Below are 15,854 nucleotides of genomic sequence, written 5' to 3'. Positions count from 1 at the left end.
CCGGTCTCCCCATGTCCACTCCCATGCTGCAGCAGATCGCCGGCCTCAAGCGCGAGGCGGGGGACGCTGTGCTGCTCACGCGCATGGGGGACTTCTACGAGATCCTGGGGGAGGACGCGGTCCGCGCGGCGCCGGTGCTGGAGATCGCCCTGACCATGCGGGGCAAGGGCACGGAGGCGGAGACGCCCATGTGCGGCGTGCCCCACTTCGCGCTGAAATCGTACCTGCCCAAGCTGCTGGCGGCGGGCTTCTCCGCGGCCATCGCCGAGCCCACGGCCAAGCCGGAGGAAGTGAAGGGCCTGCTGCCCCGCGCCATCAAGCGCATCATCACGCCCGGCACCTGGCTGGACGACGATGCCCGCTGGCTCTGCGCCCTGCATCGGACCGGCACCACCTGGGGTCTGGCCCTGCTGCAGCTGGCCTCCGGGGCCCTTCGGGTGCTGCCCGGCGAGGGCCAGGAGGCCCTGCAGGCCACCCTGGAGCGGCTGGAGCCCCAGGAACTGATCCTGGCCGAGGGGGCCGAGGACATCGCGGACCTGGAGGCCGCCCGCACCCGGCTGCCCGCCTGGCGCTTCGAGGCCTCCCGCGCCAAGCAGCAGGTGCTGGCCTTCTTCGGCTGGCAGCACCTGGAGGGTGTGGGCCTGGACCCCTATCCGGCGGCGCTGGGCGCCCTGGCGGCCCTGCTCGACCACGTAGAAGCCACCCAGAAGGGCCGCCCCGCCCACCTGCAGGGCGTGGCCCTGGAGCTCGGCGCCTCCGGCCCACTGGTGGATGCCACCAGCGCCCGGCACCTCGAAGTCCTCACCAATGGCATGGATGGTGGCCGGGCCGGTTCGCTGCTGGCATTGCTGGACCAGTGCCGCACCCGCATGGGCTCCCGCCTGCTGAAGGCCTGGCTGGAGCAGCCGCTACGGGAACGCTCCGCCCTGGAACGCCGCTGGTCCCAGGTGGCCTGGCTGACCGAGGACCGTCGCCGCGGCCCCATCCAGACCCTGCTGGCCCAGGTGCCCGACCTTGACCGCCTGCTGGGCCGCGTGGCCCTGGGCCTCGCCACGCCACCCGAACTGGCCCAGCTGCGCGAGGGGCTGGCCGTGCTCCAGAAACTGCCTGCGCGGATCCAGGACGAGGGTTGGGCCACGGAAGTGGCTGATCTCGGCCTCTGGCCCGGAGAAACGCCGCTGTGCCAGCCGCTGCTCACCGAGCTCCAACGCTGCTTGGCAGAAGCTCCGCCCCTCGACCTCGAGAAGGGCGGCGTCATCCGTGAAGGCGTGGAACTGGAACTCGATGGCGTGCGCCGCCTGGCCCGGGATGCCAAGCAGGTGATGCTGGAGCTGGAGGAGGAGGAGCGGGCTGCTTCCGGCATCAACAGTCTGAAGATCAAGTACAACCGGGTGTTCGGCTACTACTTCGAGATCACGAAATCCAACCTGGGGGCCGTGCCGGCCCACTTCCTCCGCAAGCAGACCCTGGCCAATGCCGAGCGGTTCACCACTGAGAAGCTGGTGGCCTTCGAGCAGCGGCTGCTCAGCGCGGAGAGTGACCAGGCCCGGCTGGAGGCCATCCAGTTCCAGCGCCTGCTCGCCCTGGTGCTGGAGCATCGGGCAGACTTGATCACCCTGGCCCGGGCCGTGTCAGCGCTGGATGTGCTGGCCGCCCTGGCGGAACGGGCCCGGCTTTCGGGCTGGACCCGGCCCGAGCTGGGCGAGGAGCGCGAGCTGGTGCTGGCGGCGGCCCGCCATCCCATGCTGGAGGCAAGGTTGGGCCGCGAGTGCATTCCCAACGACCTGCAGTTCAGCGCGCAGCAGCCCATGGCCGTGGTGACGGGTCCCAACATGGGCGGCAAGTCCACCTTCCTGCGCACGGCGGCCCTGCTGGTGGTGCTGGCCCAGACCGGCTCCTTCGTGCCCGCCGAGCTCATGCGCTTCGGCCTGGTGGACCGCATCTTCACCCGCATCGGCGCCTCGGACCAGCTGGCCAAGGGCCAGTCCACCTTCATGGTGGAGATGACCGAGACCGCGCGGATCCTCAACCAGACCACCTCCGCCAGCCTGGTGATCCTGGACGAGATCGGCCGTGGCACCTCCACGCGGGACGGCCTCGCCCTGGCGGAGGCCATCGCGCTCTTCCTGCGCGATCTCAAAGGCGGTGCGCCGCGCACCCTCTTCGCCACGCACTACTTCGAGATGACCAAGCTGGCGGATGACAGCCGCATCCAGAACCTGCACGTCGAGGTGCAGGAGTGGGAGGAGCAGCTGCACTTCCTCCACCGCGTGGCCCAGGGCCCGGCGGATCGCAGCTATGGCATCCAGGTGGCGCGCCTCGCCGGCCTACCCAAGTCGGTCATCCAGAAGGCCCAGCGCCTGCTGGCCCAGGCACCCGAAGCCCCGCCCCGCGCACCCATGCCCTCCCAGCCCGCGCTGCCCTTGTTCGATGTCGAACCCGATGCCCTGCGGTCCGAACTGGAGGCCCTGGACCTGAACCGCATGACGCCCATCGAGGCCTTGAACTGGATCGCCTTGAGGCGACGATGACCGTGCCCAGCCACCCCATGCGCCGGCGCGACCGCGAGCTGGGCGAGGCGGAAGCTCTCGATCTCTTGCGGGAGGCGGAATGGGGCGTGCTCGCCACCGTGGACGCCGAGGGCTGGCCCTACGCCGTCCCCGTGAACCACGCGGTGGTGGACGGGGACCTGGTCATCCACTGCGCCACCGCGGGCCACAAGCTGGACAACCTGACCTCAAATCCGCGGGTCTCATACTGTGCCGTCACCCTGGCCGAAACCCTGCCCCTGGAACTGGCCACCCGCTACGCCAGCGTCATCGTGTTCGGCCGGGCGGAGCTGGTCGTGGACGAGGTCGAGAAGCACAGCCTCCTCCGTGCGCTGGGCCTGCGCTTCGCGGCGGAACACCCCGAGGTGGTGGCGCGGGAAGTGGACAAGGACCTGTGCCGCACCAGCGTGCTGCGTATCCGGATTCTGCGGGCCACAGGCAAGGCCCGAGCCTGAAGCCGCCCTAGAACCCGATGCCCATGCGCCGGAGCTCCGCCATGAGCATCACCGGGTTGGTGTATTCGAGCGTCTGCATGCCAACCCCCTGGGCGGCCTCGATGCAGGCGGGATCCCGGTGGATGAGGATGCAGGCCCCGGGGGCCAGCCCGAGGCTGGAGGCCCCGGCGAGAAGCAGGGCCTTGTCCGGCAGCCGGGCTCCGGCTTCGCAGGAGAGGGCGTTTGCGGTGAAAGAGGTAGCCAGTCCCAGTCGGCCGAGGACCTGGCTGCGCATCCAGGGGGCGGCGTTGCCCACCAGGGCCACGGGCTGGTGCTGCTTCAGGCGGGCGGCCAGCTGCGCCATGGCGGGAGTGGGTGAGTAGGAGGCCCCATAGGCCGAGGCGAGGCTCTCGGGGGCGGCTGCCTGCCCGGCCCAGCCGGTCCATTCCACCTCGAAGCGCTCCAGGTCCCAATGACCGGATTCGAGCTGGGTCAGGAACCCCGGGGCCTCCAGGAGGGCCGTCCGGACCTCATCCTCGGACTTGCCAGAACCTTCGGCCATGGCCTGGATGAGCGGGGCGGTATCCAGGGTGCAGACCACACCCTCCAGTCCGAGGAGGATGCCCTCGATGGCAGCCGTGGGCAGGGCGCGCTTGAGAAAGGGGCCGTATTCCTGGTCCACCTTGATGATGTGGTTCATGTACCAGTCCCGCAGGAACGCTGCAGTCTCGTCCACCACCCGGGGATCGCCCGGGTCGTAGCTCTTGCTCAGCTCCTTGACCCGGTTCACGAAGAAGACATGCTCCTGGCAGTGCTGGGCCAGCTTGGGGTAGCCCGCGGCGCGCATGTAGCGCTCTTCGCTGCTGAAGTGGGTCTGCGCGTATTCCCCCAGCGCCTCGAAAATGTAGGTCACGGTATCGGGGTGCTTGCGGCCGTCCAGGTGGTCGCTCAGCTCGTTGAGCAGGTCCAGCAGCCCCTGATGCTGGGCGTCGATCTCACGGAAGTTGATGTTGTAGCGGTCTTTCCATTGGATGTGGGCCATGGTGCGTCCTTGTGGAAGCTCTTCTCCCGCTCATCGGTTCCTCAGCGCCGCAGTCCCAATCCTGTAGACTTCCGCCATGGTTCCATCACCTCTGCCCAGGCCACCGCTCTCGCAAACCCGCATTCGGATAGCCTGGGCCATCGCGCTGGCCGTGGACGCCATCCAGGTCCCGGCCACGGCAACAGGTCCGGTCGGCTGGCTCCTGGGCGCCGGGCTGGACCTGGTCATGATGGTCGTCATGTGGTCCATGCTCGGCTTCCACTGGGCCTTCCTGCCGTCGTTTCTCACGGAGTGGGTCCCCTACCTCAACATGGCCCCCTTCTGGACCCTGGCCGTGGGTCTGGCCACGCGTGGGCGAGGCCCCGTGGACCTGCCACTGCCGCCCAAGATCGTGAATTGAAGTCAGGTCCCGAACCCGGGACCAGTTCCTAGTCCACCGCCGCGCCCTTGAACTCATCCTGCTGGTGCCGGCTCTGCTCTTCCATGAGCAGCTGGCTCAGCTCCTTCTTGAGGGAGTTGAAGGCGGGGCTGGCCACGTCGCGGGGGCGGGGTAGGTCGATGACGAGGTCGCGCTTGATGGTGCCCGGCCGGTAGGTCATCACCACCGTGCGGTCGGCCAGGTAGAGGGCCTCCTCGATGCTGTGGGTGACGAAGAGGATGGTCTTCTTCAGCTCCGTCCAGAGCCGCAGCAGCTCGTCCTGCAGGTTGCGGCGGGTGAGGGCGTCCAGGGCGCCGAAGGGCTCGTCCATGAGCATGATGGGGGAGTCGATGGCCAGCACCCGGGCGATGGCCACCCGTTGCCGCATGCCGCCGCTGAGGTCCTTGGGATGGCGCTTCCTGAAGTCCTGGAGGTTCAGAAGCACCAGCAGCTCGTCCACCTTGGCCTGCAGGGCGGCCTTGTCGGTACGCTTGATCTGGAGGCCGAAGGCGATGTTCTGCTCCACCGTCATCCAGGGGAACAGGGCGTACTCCTGGAACACCATGCCCCGGTCGGGCCCAGGTTCCAGGATGGTCGCGCCGTCCACGGTGATGGCCCCGGAGGTGGGGAGGCTGAAGCCCGCCACGGCGTTCAGGAGGGTGGACTTGCCGCAGCCCGAGGGTCCCAGCAGGCAGACGAACTCGCCCCGGGGAATCTCCAGGTCGATGGCCTTCAGGGCGTGGACCTCCTGGCCCCCGCTCTGGAAGACCTTGTGCACGCCCTGGACGGAGATGTGGCTGGCACCGCTCATGACTGCTCCAGGCCGCGGTGCCACTTGAGCAGATGCGAGCTGAGGCGGCTCATGAGGGTGTCGATGCCAAGGCCCAGCAGGCCGATGGTGAACATGCCGGCGATGATCTTGTCGGACCAGAGATATTCCCGGGCCTCGAGGATGCGGTAGCCCAGGCCGTTGTTCACCGCGATCATCTCGGACACGATCACGACGATGAAGGCCGTGCCCATGCCGATGCGGGCCCCGGTGAAGATGTAGGGTGTGGCGGCAGGCAGGATGATGCGGGTGAACTGGGTGAGCCGCGAGGCGCCCAGGTTGCGGCCCACTCGCAGGTAGATGCTGTCCACGTTCTGCACGCCCGCCACGGTATTCATGAGCACCGGGAAGAAGGCCCCGATGCTGATGAGGAAGATTGCCGGTGGGTTGCCGAGGCCGAACCAGAGGATGGAAAGCGGGATGTAGGCGATGGGCGGGATGGGCCTCAGCACCTGGATGAGCGGATTGAACAGGCCATAGACCAGCTTGCTGTAGCCCATGGCGAGCCCCAGGGGCAGCGCCAGGCCGCCGCCGATGAGGAACCCCACCAGCACGCGGTACAGGCTGCCGAGCGCATCCTGGATAAGCTCCCCGGTGAAGCACCACCGGAGGTACGAGCCTTGGGTGGGATCGAAGGCTTCCAGGGGCCGCAGGTAGGCCCACCACTTGGTGAGCACCTGCATGGGGGAAGGCAGGATGACGGCATTCACCCAGCCCATGGAAGACAGCAGCTGCCAGAGGGCCAGCGCCGCCAGGGGGACGAGGATGCCGGAGGCGGCGCTCTTGATGCGCTTCATCCTTTCTTGCCCTTCGGGGCCTTCTTGCCCTTTTCGGGGACCGCAGGCTTGGGCTGATCAATGTTCAGCTGCTTCTTCGCCTCGGCCAGGAGGTCCAGCTTGACCCAGTCGGCGGCCTTCGGTGGGTTGGCCATCTTGCCGACGCCATATTTGGCCATGAGGTCCACGGTGATCTGGGCGTGTTCCAGGCTCATGTCGTAGCTGAAGGGGGAGTTGCCGATGGCGTCCTGGTAGTCGTCGGAGGTGATCTGGTTCTTGAACATGGCCTCGCGGACGTACTTCTCAGCGAAGGCCGGTTCATCGATGAACTTCTTGGTGGCCTCCACGAAGCAGAGGAGGAACCGTTGGGCCACGTCACGCCGTTCCTTGTAGAGCTTCTCCGTGATGACCAGGGCGCGGATGGGCTCGCCGAGGGGTGTGTCGTAGGGCTTCATGAGCTCGACGCCGAATTTCCGATTGATGGCCTGGGAGCTGTAAGGCTCGCTCTGGCACATCGCGTCGATGTTCTTGGCCATGAGGGCCTGGTTCAGGTCGGCGAAGGGCAGGTACATCACCAGCACGTCCTTCCCGGGCTTGTCAGACCAGGTGAGGCCCGCCTGGGCCAGCTCCGCGAGGAGTAGCAGCTCCTGGGCGCCGCCCCGGGCCACGCCCACCTTCTTCCCCTTCAGGTCCCTCAGGGAACTGATGCCCGAACCGGCGCTGACCACGATGCGGGCCCCGCCCTTGGCGAAGCCCGCCACCACGTAGATGGGCACCCCTGCGGCCCGGCCCGCGGCGGCCGCGTCCAGCGCCGAGGCGCTGGCATCGATCTCGCCGGCCACGATGGCCGGGCTGATGTCGATGCCCTTCGCGAACATGCGTTCCTCGATCTTGAGCTTGTACTTGGGCGCCAGCTCCTTCATGTAGGACACGGCACCATAGTGGGCGAACTTCAGGTTGCCGAGGCGCACCAGGTCCTGTGCCGGCAGCGCGGACAAAGAAAGGCAGAGCAGGGCAAGGATGGTCTTCGTGCGCATGGTCGCTCCGGGGTTTCCCCGATTGTAGAACGAACCGTGCCCGATTCGGAGGGGACGCCCCGACGGCTGAGCTCAGGTCCGCTTGCGGGCCACCATCAGGTATTCCCGGCCCGCGCGGCGCGGATGGCTGGTCGTCGCTGCCGCCAGGTGCAGGACCTCGAAGTGGGGCCCGACCAGCCCCCGCAGGTCCGCCATGGGAATGGCGTGGGGCGGCCCGGGCCGGCCGTTCACATCGTGGAAGAAGGCGGCCAGCCACAGACCAGCGGGCCGCAGATGGCGGCCGCAGGCTTCCACATAGGCGGGGCGCCGGGCCGGGTCCATGGCCACGAAGCAGGTGTGGTCGAAGATGGCGTCCCAGGGGCCCAGTTCTGTGGTGAACCAGTCCGCCTGGGACCAGGCCACCCGGTCCCCGTACCGCGACCGGGCGCCCTGGATGGCCAGGGGTGCGAAATCCAGGCCCGTAACGGAAAAGCCCACGGAATCCAGTTCCGCGGCATCGTGGCCGTAGCCGCAGCCGGGCACCACCAGGTCACAGCCGGCCTGCAGCCCCAGGGGCTGGGCTAGGCCCAGCAACTCGCGCACGAGGGGCGTGGCCCCGTCCATGTCCCAGCCGGGCCGGCCCTCGTCCCGGTAGAGCTGGTTCCAGTAGTCGGGATGGGTTGTCATCGCTCCAGGATAGGGCCCTGCATGTCGTCCGGGAATTTGCGCGAATAACTTTGCGCATGGCCAAAAAATGAAACAAAATTGTGCAAATCTACAATGCAGAGACAGGAGCACCCCATGAGCATGAGGCACCGAAGCCTTTGCAGCCTGCCGCTGGGCGCGGCCCTGCTGGCCCTCTTGGCGGTGCCGGCCCAGGCCCAAGCCGCCACCGGCCTGGGCAAGGACGATGCCCGCGCCATCCACCTGCGGCGTGTCCATCCTCCCGAGCCCGCCGAGCGCATCGACTGGGCCGGGCGCATCACGGAGCTCCTGAAGGAGGAGCCGGGCGACCTGACCCTCACCGCCGTGGGCGACATGATCTTCAACCAGCCCATCACCCAGCTTCCGGATCCCGACCGGGCTGGCCTCTTCCGCATCATGCAGGAAGCCGACGTGGCCTACGGGAACATGGAATTCTCCCTCAATGACCGGCCCGAGCTCCAGCGCCCCTTCTACAACTTCCGCGCACCGCGGGACTTCCGCTGGGAGCTGGCCCGCACCGGCATCAACCTGGTGAGTCAGGCCAACAACCACGCCCTGGACTTCGGCCCCGAGGGCCTGAAGGAGTGCCTGCAGGCCCTGGATCAGGCCAACATCACCCACGCCGGCGCCGGCGCCACCCTGGCCGAGGCCCACGCCTTGGGGAAGACCGAACTGGCGGGCCACAGGACCACGGTGGGACTCCTCGCCTACATGCGCTACTGGACCGCCAAGTATCGCGCCAAGGATGCGAACGCGCCCTCGCTCTCCACCATCGACCCCGCCGTGATCCTGGTGGCGAAGGATGGCAAGGCGGAGAAGGTGGAAGGCCCTCTGGCCGCCGACGTGGAAGTCATGGAGGACGACATCCTCCTGGCCCGGCGCAAGACAGACCTGCTTCTGGTGTCCATCCACAACCACGACGTGACCCATCACCGCGCCTTCGGCATCCAGGACAAGACGCCGCCCAACGAGGAGATCATGTTCCGCCGCGCCGTCGAGGCTGGAGCTGACATAGTGCTGGGCACCGGCCCCCACGTGCTGCGCGGCATCGAGCTCTACAAGGGGCGGCCCATCTTCTATAGCCTGGGCGACTTCATCTACCAGTACCGGACCCCGGACCGGATCCCCGCGGACATCCTGCACCAGCGCGACATCGAGATGCCCAGGCCCCTCAACGTCTCCGTGTGGGACCGCCGCGAGTCCCGCGAGGTGCTGGAGTCCGTGATGGTTCGCATGGTCACGAACCAGGGCAAGCTCAAGCGCATCCAGCTGCTACCCATCACCATCGACGACGAGGGTCCCCTCTACGGCGTGCCGAAGCTGGCCGGCACGAAGCGCGGCGCCGAGATCCTCGCGCGCATGCAGAAACTGTCAGAACCTTATGGCACCAAGATCGTGAGCAAGGGCTGGTACGCAGAAGTGGTGCTTCCCTGACCTGCCTCTTCAATGGAGGGACCAGCCACCGACGCACCCCGATCAAGAAAAGTGAGAACAGATCGACGGTAGGTGAGACCTCACAGCCCTTGGTTACAGGAGCCTCATCTATCTGCCAGCAGCCACGCGGTGGCGAGGACGAGCCTCGCCATGCGCTTCACCTGCTCGGGATCCAGCTTGTCCAGGGTGTCGCCGGGCTTGTGGTACTCAGGGAAGTAGCTGCCGAAGAAGCGCACGAAGGGCAGGCCGAGCCGCGCGAAGTCGCGGTAGTCACTGCCGCCATTGCGGCCATCCGTCCAGTCCAGGTGCAGGGACATGCCCGTGCCCAGGCCCGCCTGCCGGAGGATGGGGCCGAGGTCACGATGGGCCGAGGAGAGGCCGGGTTCGGCAAAGCGGGCGGGATCGAGGCCGTCGAGGAAGGCCGCGGGCGCCTTGGCTTCCGCTGCCAGGGCCTGGAGATCCGCCGGAGTCCATGGATGACCGATCATGTCGAGGTTCAGGTAGGCCCTGGTGGTGGCCAGGGGCCAGCGGGGATGGCGGGTGTAGTGGCCCGAGCCGAACTTGCCCTCCTCCTCGCCCGTCCAGAAGGCGAAGAGGATCGTGCGCTTGGGGCGGATGGGAGTCCCGGCGAAGGAACGGGCGATCTCCAGCAGCGCCGCCACGCCGGAGGCGTTGTCATCGGCCCCCGGATGCACCACGCCGTTCGGCTTGCCAAGGTGGTCCATGTGGGCGCCGATGAGGATGGCCTCCTGGCGCAGGGACGGATCCGATCCCTCCAGCCGGCCGAGCACGTTGAAGCCGAGCAGATCCTTTTCGCGGCCACGGATGCTGAGGGTGGCTGTCTCAACCTGTCCTGTCTCGAGGGCCTGCCGCAGCTCCGCCGTCAAGGCCACGCGGGCCAGGGGTGGCTCTCCGCTGCGGGGGAGGCCTCTGGCTGCGAGGAAATAGGGCAGGGCGGGCTCCTTGCCCTCGCGGATGCGCTGGTCGAGCCCAGTCTCCAGGGCGATGGCCCCCCTGGCCCCCAGCTTCTCCAGCAGGGCCAGCCGTTGGTCGTAGCGGTCCGCGGGGCGAGGCGAGGCGTAGCGTTCGATCAGCTCCGGCTTCTTCCAGGGTTCACCCGGGGGAAGGCCGTCCAGGAAGGCCACGATCCGGCCCCGGACTTCGAGGCCGCGGAAGTCATCGTGGCCCAGCGTGGGTTCCTGGATTCCGTGACCCACAAAGACCACTGGCCCGGACAGGACGCCAGGTTCAATGGCGGGGAGGACCGCGTCCTGTCCGGCGTGGAAGGTGAACAGGTGCGAGGTGGTGCGGAGGCGGATGGAGCCCTTGCCGGGCCGGACCTCGCGCAGGGGCACCGCCTGGAGCGGAGAGGTGCCCAGGGGCGGGACGCCCATGGCCTGCAGCTGGTCCTTGAGATGGTGCACCGTGGCATTCAGGCCCCGGGTGCCCAGGCCCCGCCCCTCGCGCCGGGGATCGGCGAGCCAGGCCATGTGGCGGGCGAGGCGGGCAGCATCGAGGCTCTCCAGGGCGGTGCTCATCGGTCCGGACCTGGTCTCGGGTTCCTTGGCGCGTACGAAGTCGCCACTCGACCCTTGGGCCAGGAGGCAGCCGACCAGCAGGAAGGGGAGGGCGAGGGTGCCCACCCGCCTCACACCGGGCCCCAGTGGAAGAAGAGGGTCGGCGGCACCAGCAGCAGGAAGGCCAGCACCACGAGGATGAGCATGAGGGGCAGGAACCATCGGGCCCAGCGCTCCCAGGGGATCTTGGCGGCACCCAGGATGCCCATGGTGACGGCGCTGGTGGGCAGGATGGGGTTGATGAGCTCGGAGAGGGCGAAGCTGTAGACGCAGGTCTGGCGAGTGATGCCCACCAGGTCCGAGAGAGGCGCCATGACGGGCATGGTGAGCGCTGCCTGCGAGGTGCCCGAGTGGATGAAGAAGTTGATGACGCACTGCACCAGGAACATCACCTGGGCCGTCATGGCATGGGGCAGCACGCGGATGGCGTTGGAGCCGTAGAGCAGCAGGGTGTCCATGATCTTGGCGTCGTTGGCGATGACGAGGAGGGCCCGGGCGCAGGCCACGATGAACACCACGCCCACCATGTCCTTGGCCCCGGCCACGAAGTGCTTGGCGATTGTGCTTGGTCCCATCCGGCTGATGAGCCCGATGAGGATGCCCATGCCCAGGAACAGCGCTGCGATGGGCTCCAGGTACCAGTGGTGCTTCAGCACGCCCCAGACCAGCAGGATGAGCGCGCCCAGGAAGGTGAGCAGGGCGAGGATGTGGGAGGCGTTCCAGTCCTCGCCGGCACCCGCCGAGCTGGGGGTCTCCCGGGCCAGGTCCAGGTCGCGGACGGGGCTCAGCTCGGGGTTCTTCTTGACCTTGGCGGCGTAGACCATCACGTAGGCGATGACCACGGTGGTGGCCACCACCCAGGCGCAGACCCGGTAGCCCAGGCCCGTGTAGATGGGGACGCCGGCGATGCCCTGGGCCACGCCCACGGTGAAGGGGTTGAAGAAGGCGCAGGCGAAGCCCGCCGCCGCGCCCAGGAAGGGGATGGCGGTGCCCACGATGGAGTCGTAGCCGAGCGCCCGCGACAGGGCGATGAAGATCATGACCAGGGGGATCAGCTCCTCCGCCATGCCGAACACGGCCCCGGCCAGGGAGAACACGGTCATCAGCACCGGGATGAAGAGCAGTTCAAGAATGCGATGGCGGCGCACATGGACCGTGAGCCGCTTGATGCCCTGCTCCACGGCGCCGGTCTCCTGGAAGATTCCGAAGCTGCCACCGATGATCAGCAGGAACGAGATGAGGCCCGCCCCATCCAGGAAGCCCTTGATGGGGGCCAGGAAGAGGGTCTGGAGTCCCAGGTAGGTCTTGGGCAGCTGCTGGAAGGTGCCGTCCACGGGGACCTTCAGGCGGCTGCCGTCCGGCAGCAGCTTCTCGATGCGCTGGAACTCGCCCGAGGGCACCAGCCAGGAGAGGATCAGCACCAGCACGATGAGGGCCCCCACGATGACGAGGGTGTGGGGCATCTTCAGGCCCGTAGAGGGCGCCGCGGGCTGCGCTGCCGGGTTGGAACCTTGGTCGGTCACTGGAACATCCCCTTCGCCAACAGCTTGCCTGATTTCATGAGCAGGCGGCCCTTGGCCACCACCGTAAGGAATTCCAGGTTCTGCGGGTCCAGGAGGACCAGGTCTGCATCCAGGCCCGGCGCCAGCCGGCCCTTGTTGCGCAGCTTGAGGATGCGCGCGGGGTTGGCGGTGATGACCCGCAGGGCGGTCTCGAAGGGCACGCCTTCCTCCAGCACCGCTTGGCGAACGGCGGGGAAGAGCGAGGTGACTCGGCCCACGGAGATGTCCTGCAGCTTCCCGTTCAGGTCCCAGTCCGGCAGGCTGCCCTGGCCATCGGATGTGAAGGTGATGTGGCCGGGATCCACGCCGGCCTCGAGCATGCGGCGCAGGGCCTTGGCGCAGGGGATCTCCCCGCCTTCGAGGTAGGAGGGCAGGGTGGAGGTGGTGAAGTCCACGAACCCGCCGGCCTTGGCGTAGGCGATGCCCTCCTCGAAGAGGTGCGGGTTGCGGTTGATGTGCGTGGGCAGCATCTGGGTGGCGGACAGCTCGGTCTCGGCCAAGATCCTGCGCAGAAAGTCCAGGCCCCGGGCCCCATCGCCCAGGTGCACGTTCACGATGCCCGCCTTGCCCGCCAGCATGCCGCCCCGCCGCGCCATGGCCACCACCTGGGCGAAGGCCTCGAAGGTGGGCTGGCTGGAGCGGTGGTCCGACAGGGCCACCTCACCGGCGCCGATCACCTTCTCGATGAAGAGCAGGTCCTCCTCAAGGGTGGGCATCAGGGTGCGTAGAGGCACGCCGTAGGAGCCGGAGTACACGAACGTGCTGATGCCCTCCTCGTCCAGGCCCTTGGCTTTGGCCAGCAGGCCCGCCATGGTCCGGGTGTAGCCGTCCGTGCCCAGGCAGCCCACCACGGTGGTGACGCCCCCCTGGATGGCATCGGTGAGAGGCAGGTCTGGCGTCCGGGTGGCGAAGCCGCCCTCGCCGCCGCCGCCCATGATGTGCACGTGGCCATCGATGAAGCCGGGGACGGCGCGGAGGTTCCGGGCGTCGATCACCTCGCAGTACTTGCGGGGGATTCGGATGTCGGCTTCCATGCGGAGGATCTTGCCTCCGCCAAGCAGCAGGTCGCAGCGCCCACCCGGTTCCGGGGCGTAGATGTCGGCATTCTTGATCAATAGCAGCATGGGGACTCCTTCCGGGCCCAGGGCCCGGAGCGGGTTCAGAAGATTCGGGAGACGGGCAGGTCCGCGCCGGGCTTGGCGAGCTCGCGGAAGCCGGGGTAGCCGTAGAGCCCATAGAGCAGGCAGGGCTCGAGCACCTGGATGGCGCGGCGGGCCAGGTCTTGATCCAGGGGGACGATGAGCGTCCCGGCGGGCAGGTCGACGTCGGCCTGGGGCTGGCGCGCGACGATCTGGCGGTCCTTGTAGCGCTGGTACAGGTCGTCGTATGGCGCTTCGAGGCGGAGGAACTGGACGCGCTCGACCTTGGCGCGGCGGGGCGAGGCCAGGGTCTCGAAGCGCAGGCCCTGGGCCTCCAGCACGGGGAGGAAGCGCGTGGCGGCGGAGGGTTCGATGGCATAGGCCAGGGGGGTGGGCACGCTGCCCTTCACCACCAGGTCGGTCATGACCATGGCCGTGGGCACCTCGAGGGTGCGGCCCGTGCCCAGCTCGCGCACCTTCACTGCGCTGACCCTGCCACCGGCGTTGGCCCAGAAGGTGTTGGTGGCGATGAAGGGGGGCAGCGGCTCCCGGCGGGCGCGCTCTGCCAGCTTCAGGACCCGGTCGCGCCAAACGCGATCCCCCAGCAGGTGCCGGTAGAGGATGCGGTAGCCGTCCACCCTCGCGCCCAGATCCGCCTGGGGGTCAGGGGCGCGGTGGCGGACCCCGGCCTCGATGATGAACGAGAGGGCGCCCAGGGTGCCCATGCCGTTGCGGCCATCATCCACCTCCGAGGTGGAGGGCCTGATCTCCTCGTCCGGCGGGGGGCCGCCCACCATATAGCGGCGGTAGGCGTGGCCGGCCCTCTGCTGCATGGGCGCAGCCGTGGTCACGGCCTCCAGGGCCGCGCCCTTGAGGTAGTCAGGGATCAGCGGATGGTTGCAGCCGTCCATGGTGATGATCGGCCAGGCCTCCCAGCCGCGCTTTGCGTAGTCCTCGTTATCCCGGCCGAATTCGTGGCTATCCACGGCCAGGTGTGGGCGGATGCGGCGGGCCACCCGATGCAGGGCCCGGGTCTCGGGCTGGGCGAGCAGCAGGTGGTCGCGGTTCAGGTCCGCACCGGCGCCGTTGACGCGACGGTGGGCCTCGGCGCCGTCCGGGTTGAGCATGGGCATGAGGTAGAGATCCACATCCTCGGGTAGCTGTGCGGGCCGCTCGGCGATGTCGCGGATCAGGGTGAGCAGGGCGTCCTTGCCCGCCACCTCGTCCCCGTGTTGCTGGGCGTAGTAGAGCACCTTGAAGCGGGCCTTGACCCCGCCGCGGTTGAGGCGCACCAGGAGGACCTTTCGGCCTTCGATGCTCCTGGCCTCCTCGGTGATGGTGATGAAGCCGGGTTTCGCCACGCCTTTGAGGAAAGTGAGCATCTCCTCGTAGGACACGGTCCGGCGCATGGCGCGGTGGTCCACCGGAAAGGGCGCTGGGGGCAGAGCGGCGGTGCCAGTGATTCCAAATGCCAGGAGCAGCCCGGCGGCGCGGAGCAAGCGGGCGGTGCGGCTCAAGGGGCGACCTTGCGAGTGGTCAGGTCGATGGACTGCCCAGTTCGCAGCACATGGACCCGGAGGTCGCGCAGGGCCCCGCCGTTCACGGTCATGCCGGCGGGATCGAAGACCATCACGGAGCGGTTGCCCACCACGGTCGCCTTCCCCTCCTTCACCACCAGGGCGGTGGCCTCGTCGATGCCGAGCCCCAGGTGGTCGGGGCGCTCCATGATCAGGCTGAAGAGGCGGTTCTGCCGACTCCGCCGGAGGAAGTGCTGGTCCACCAGCACGCCCTCCGGGAGGAAGCCCATGCCTTCCCGTGTGCGGTAGGCCCCAGGCCCGAACTCGGCCCACTCGTTCTTTCCATGCCGGTCATCGCCCGTGAGCATGACCTTCGACATGATGGCGGCCCCGGCGCTGGTGCCGCCGATGGCGGCCCCCGCGGCGTAGCGTTCGAGGATGACCCACTGGAGCGGGGTACCCACGATGCAGTCACCCACACGGTTCTGGTCCCCCCCCGAGAACCAGAACCCTGTGCAGCGCTTCGCCCGCTCCAGCAGCTCGGGCTGGGAGGCCTGCTCCCGGGCCCGCACGTCCAGGGCGACGAAGACCAGGCCCGCCTTTTCGAGATCTTCCTTCCACTCCTTGAGGGCCCCGTCCGGATCGCTGGTGGAGGTGGGGATGATGCCCACCACGCCGCCCTTGCCGCCGGAGGCACTCAGGAAGGCATCCAGGATCGGCTGCGGCATCCCGCCCCCGCCGACGATGACCAGGGTGCCCTTGGGGGGTGGGGTGGCCGCTACCAGGGTCGTGGCAAGAACGAAGGCGAATCCTAGAAAACTTCGGTACATGACGGGTCCTTCCGGTGCTGGATCGG

Annotated in this window: 14 protein-coding genes; 4 read left to right on the top strand and 10 right to left on the bottom strand. The window is 68.1% G+C overall.

Features of this window, described 5'->3' with window-relative positions:
• The first annotated feature begins 11 nt into the window (after positions 1–11).
• Positions 12–2,531: a DNA mismatch repair protein MutS gene (gene mutS, locus WAS25_RS13815; RefSeq protein WP_422313088.1), complete on the top strand. Its 2,520-nt coding sequence runs from the start codon at positions 12–14 to the stop codon at positions 2,529–2,531.
• The gene (locus WAS25_RS13810; RefSeq protein ID WP_422313086.1) at positions 2,528–3,004 is read left to right on the top strand and encodes a pyridoxamine 5'-phosphate oxidase family protein; all 477 of its coding nucleotides are present in this window, start codon (positions 2,528–2,530) and stop codon (positions 3,002–3,004) included. The genes mutS and WAS25_RS13810 overlap by 4 nt, the downstream gene beginning before the upstream one ends.
• Before the next feature lie 7 nt (positions 3,005–3,011).
• On the opposite strand, the gene WAS25_RS13805 is transcribed toward WAS25_RS13810, so the two are convergent.
• Entirely contained in the window at positions 3,012–4,025 is a 1,014-nt protein-coding gene (locus WAS25_RS13805; protein ID WP_422313084.1) for a bacteriohemerythrin, read from the bottom strand.
• 76 nt (positions 4,026–4,101) lie between these two features.
• Here WAS25_RS13805 and WAS25_RS13800 point away from each other — a divergent pair, with 76 nt between their 5' ends.
• Positions 4,102–4,425, top strand: a complete 324-nt coding sequence (locus WAS25_RS13800) for a hypothetical protein (RefSeq protein WP_422313082.1) — start codon at positions 4,102–4,104, stop codon at positions 4,423–4,425.
• 28 nt (positions 4,426–4,453) lie between these two features.
• On the opposite strand, the gene WAS25_RS13795 is transcribed toward WAS25_RS13800, so the two are convergent.
• The 4 genes from WAS25_RS13795 to WAS25_RS13780 form a co-directional block, all read right to left on the bottom strand.
• The gene (locus WAS25_RS13795) at positions 4,454–5,254 is read right to left on the bottom strand and encodes an ABC transporter ATP-binding protein (RefSeq protein WP_422313080.1); all 801 of its coding nucleotides are present in this window, start codon (positions 5,252–5,254) and stop codon (positions 4,454–4,456) included.
• On the bottom strand, positions 5,251–6,069 hold the full coding sequence (locus tag WAS25_RS13790) for an ABC transporter permease (RefSeq protein ID WP_422313078.1): 819 nt from the start codon (positions 6,067–6,069) through the stop codon (positions 5,251–5,253). Before WAS25_RS13790 ends, WAS25_RS13795 begins: the two co-directional genes overlap by 4 nt.
• Positions 6,066–7,085 carry an ABC transporter substrate-binding protein gene (locus tag WAS25_RS13785; protein WP_422313076.1) on the bottom strand — a complete coding sequence of 340 codons (1,020 nt, stop codon included), beginning with the start codon at positions 7,083–7,085 and terminating at the stop codon, positions 6,066–6,068. The genes WAS25_RS13790 and WAS25_RS13785 overlap by 4 nt, the downstream gene beginning before the upstream one ends.
• A gap of 72 nt (positions 7,086–7,157) precedes the next feature.
• Positions 7,158–7,751: a methyltransferase domain-containing protein gene (locus WAS25_RS13780; protein ID WP_422313074.1), complete on the bottom strand. Its 594-nt coding sequence runs from the start codon at positions 7,749–7,751 to the stop codon at positions 7,158–7,160.
• Between the two features lie 114 nt (positions 7,752–7,865).
• On the opposite strand from WAS25_RS13780, the gene WAS25_RS13775 reads away from it, so the two are divergent.
• The gene (locus tag WAS25_RS13775) at positions 7,866–9,203 is read left to right on the top strand and encodes a CapA family protein (protein ID WP_422313072.1); all 1,338 of its coding nucleotides are present in this window, start codon (positions 7,866–7,868) and stop codon (positions 9,201–9,203) included.
• 104 nt (positions 9,204–9,307) lie between these two features.
• Here WAS25_RS13775 and WAS25_RS13770 read toward each other — a convergent pair whose 3' ends face one another.
• Genes WAS25_RS13770 through WAS25_RS13750 form a run of 5 tightly spaced genes read right to left on the bottom strand, consistent with a single transcriptional unit; the run spans position 9,308 to position 15,828 of the window.
• A complete protein-coding gene (locus tag WAS25_RS13770) occupies positions 9,308–10,855 on the bottom strand; it encodes a M20/M25/M40 family metallo-hydrolase (protein ID WP_422313070.1) in 1,548 nt (515 codons plus the stop codon).
• Positions 10,852–12,303 carry a YfcC family protein gene (locus WAS25_RS13765; protein ID WP_422313068.1) on the bottom strand — a complete coding sequence of 484 codons (1,452 nt, stop codon included), beginning with the start codon at positions 12,301–12,303 and terminating at the stop codon, positions 10,852–10,854. The genes WAS25_RS13770 and WAS25_RS13765 overlap by 4 nt, the downstream gene beginning before the upstream one ends.
• The gene (iadA, locus tag WAS25_RS13760; protein WP_422313066.1) at positions 12,300–13,466 is read right to left on the bottom strand and encodes a beta-aspartyl-peptidase; all 1,167 of its coding nucleotides are present in this window, start codon (positions 13,464–13,466) and stop codon (positions 12,300–12,302) included. The genes WAS25_RS13765 and iadA overlap by 4 nt, the downstream gene beginning before the upstream one ends.
• 35 nt (positions 13,467–13,501) lie before the next feature.
• Entirely contained in the window at positions 13,502–14,998 is a 1,497-nt protein-coding gene (locus WAS25_RS13755; RefSeq protein WP_422313064.1) for a M14 family zinc carboxypeptidase, read from the bottom strand.
• Positions 14,995–15,828 carry a cyanophycinase gene (locus tag WAS25_RS13750; RefSeq protein WP_422313062.1) on the bottom strand — a complete coding sequence of 278 codons (834 nt, stop codon included), beginning with the start codon at positions 15,826–15,828 and terminating at the stop codon, positions 14,995–14,997. Before WAS25_RS13750 ends, WAS25_RS13755 begins: the two co-directional genes overlap by 4 nt.
• Between the last annotated feature and the right edge of the window lie 26 nt (positions 15,829–15,854).

Origin of the sequence: Geothrix sp., from assembly GCF_049292215.1 — a bacterium.
Lineage (GTDB): Bacteria > Acidobacteriota > Holophagae > Holophagales > Holophagaceae > Geothrix.
Note: the sequence above shows the minus strand (reverse complement) of the source record. Positions and strands in the feature narration are given on the sequence as shown.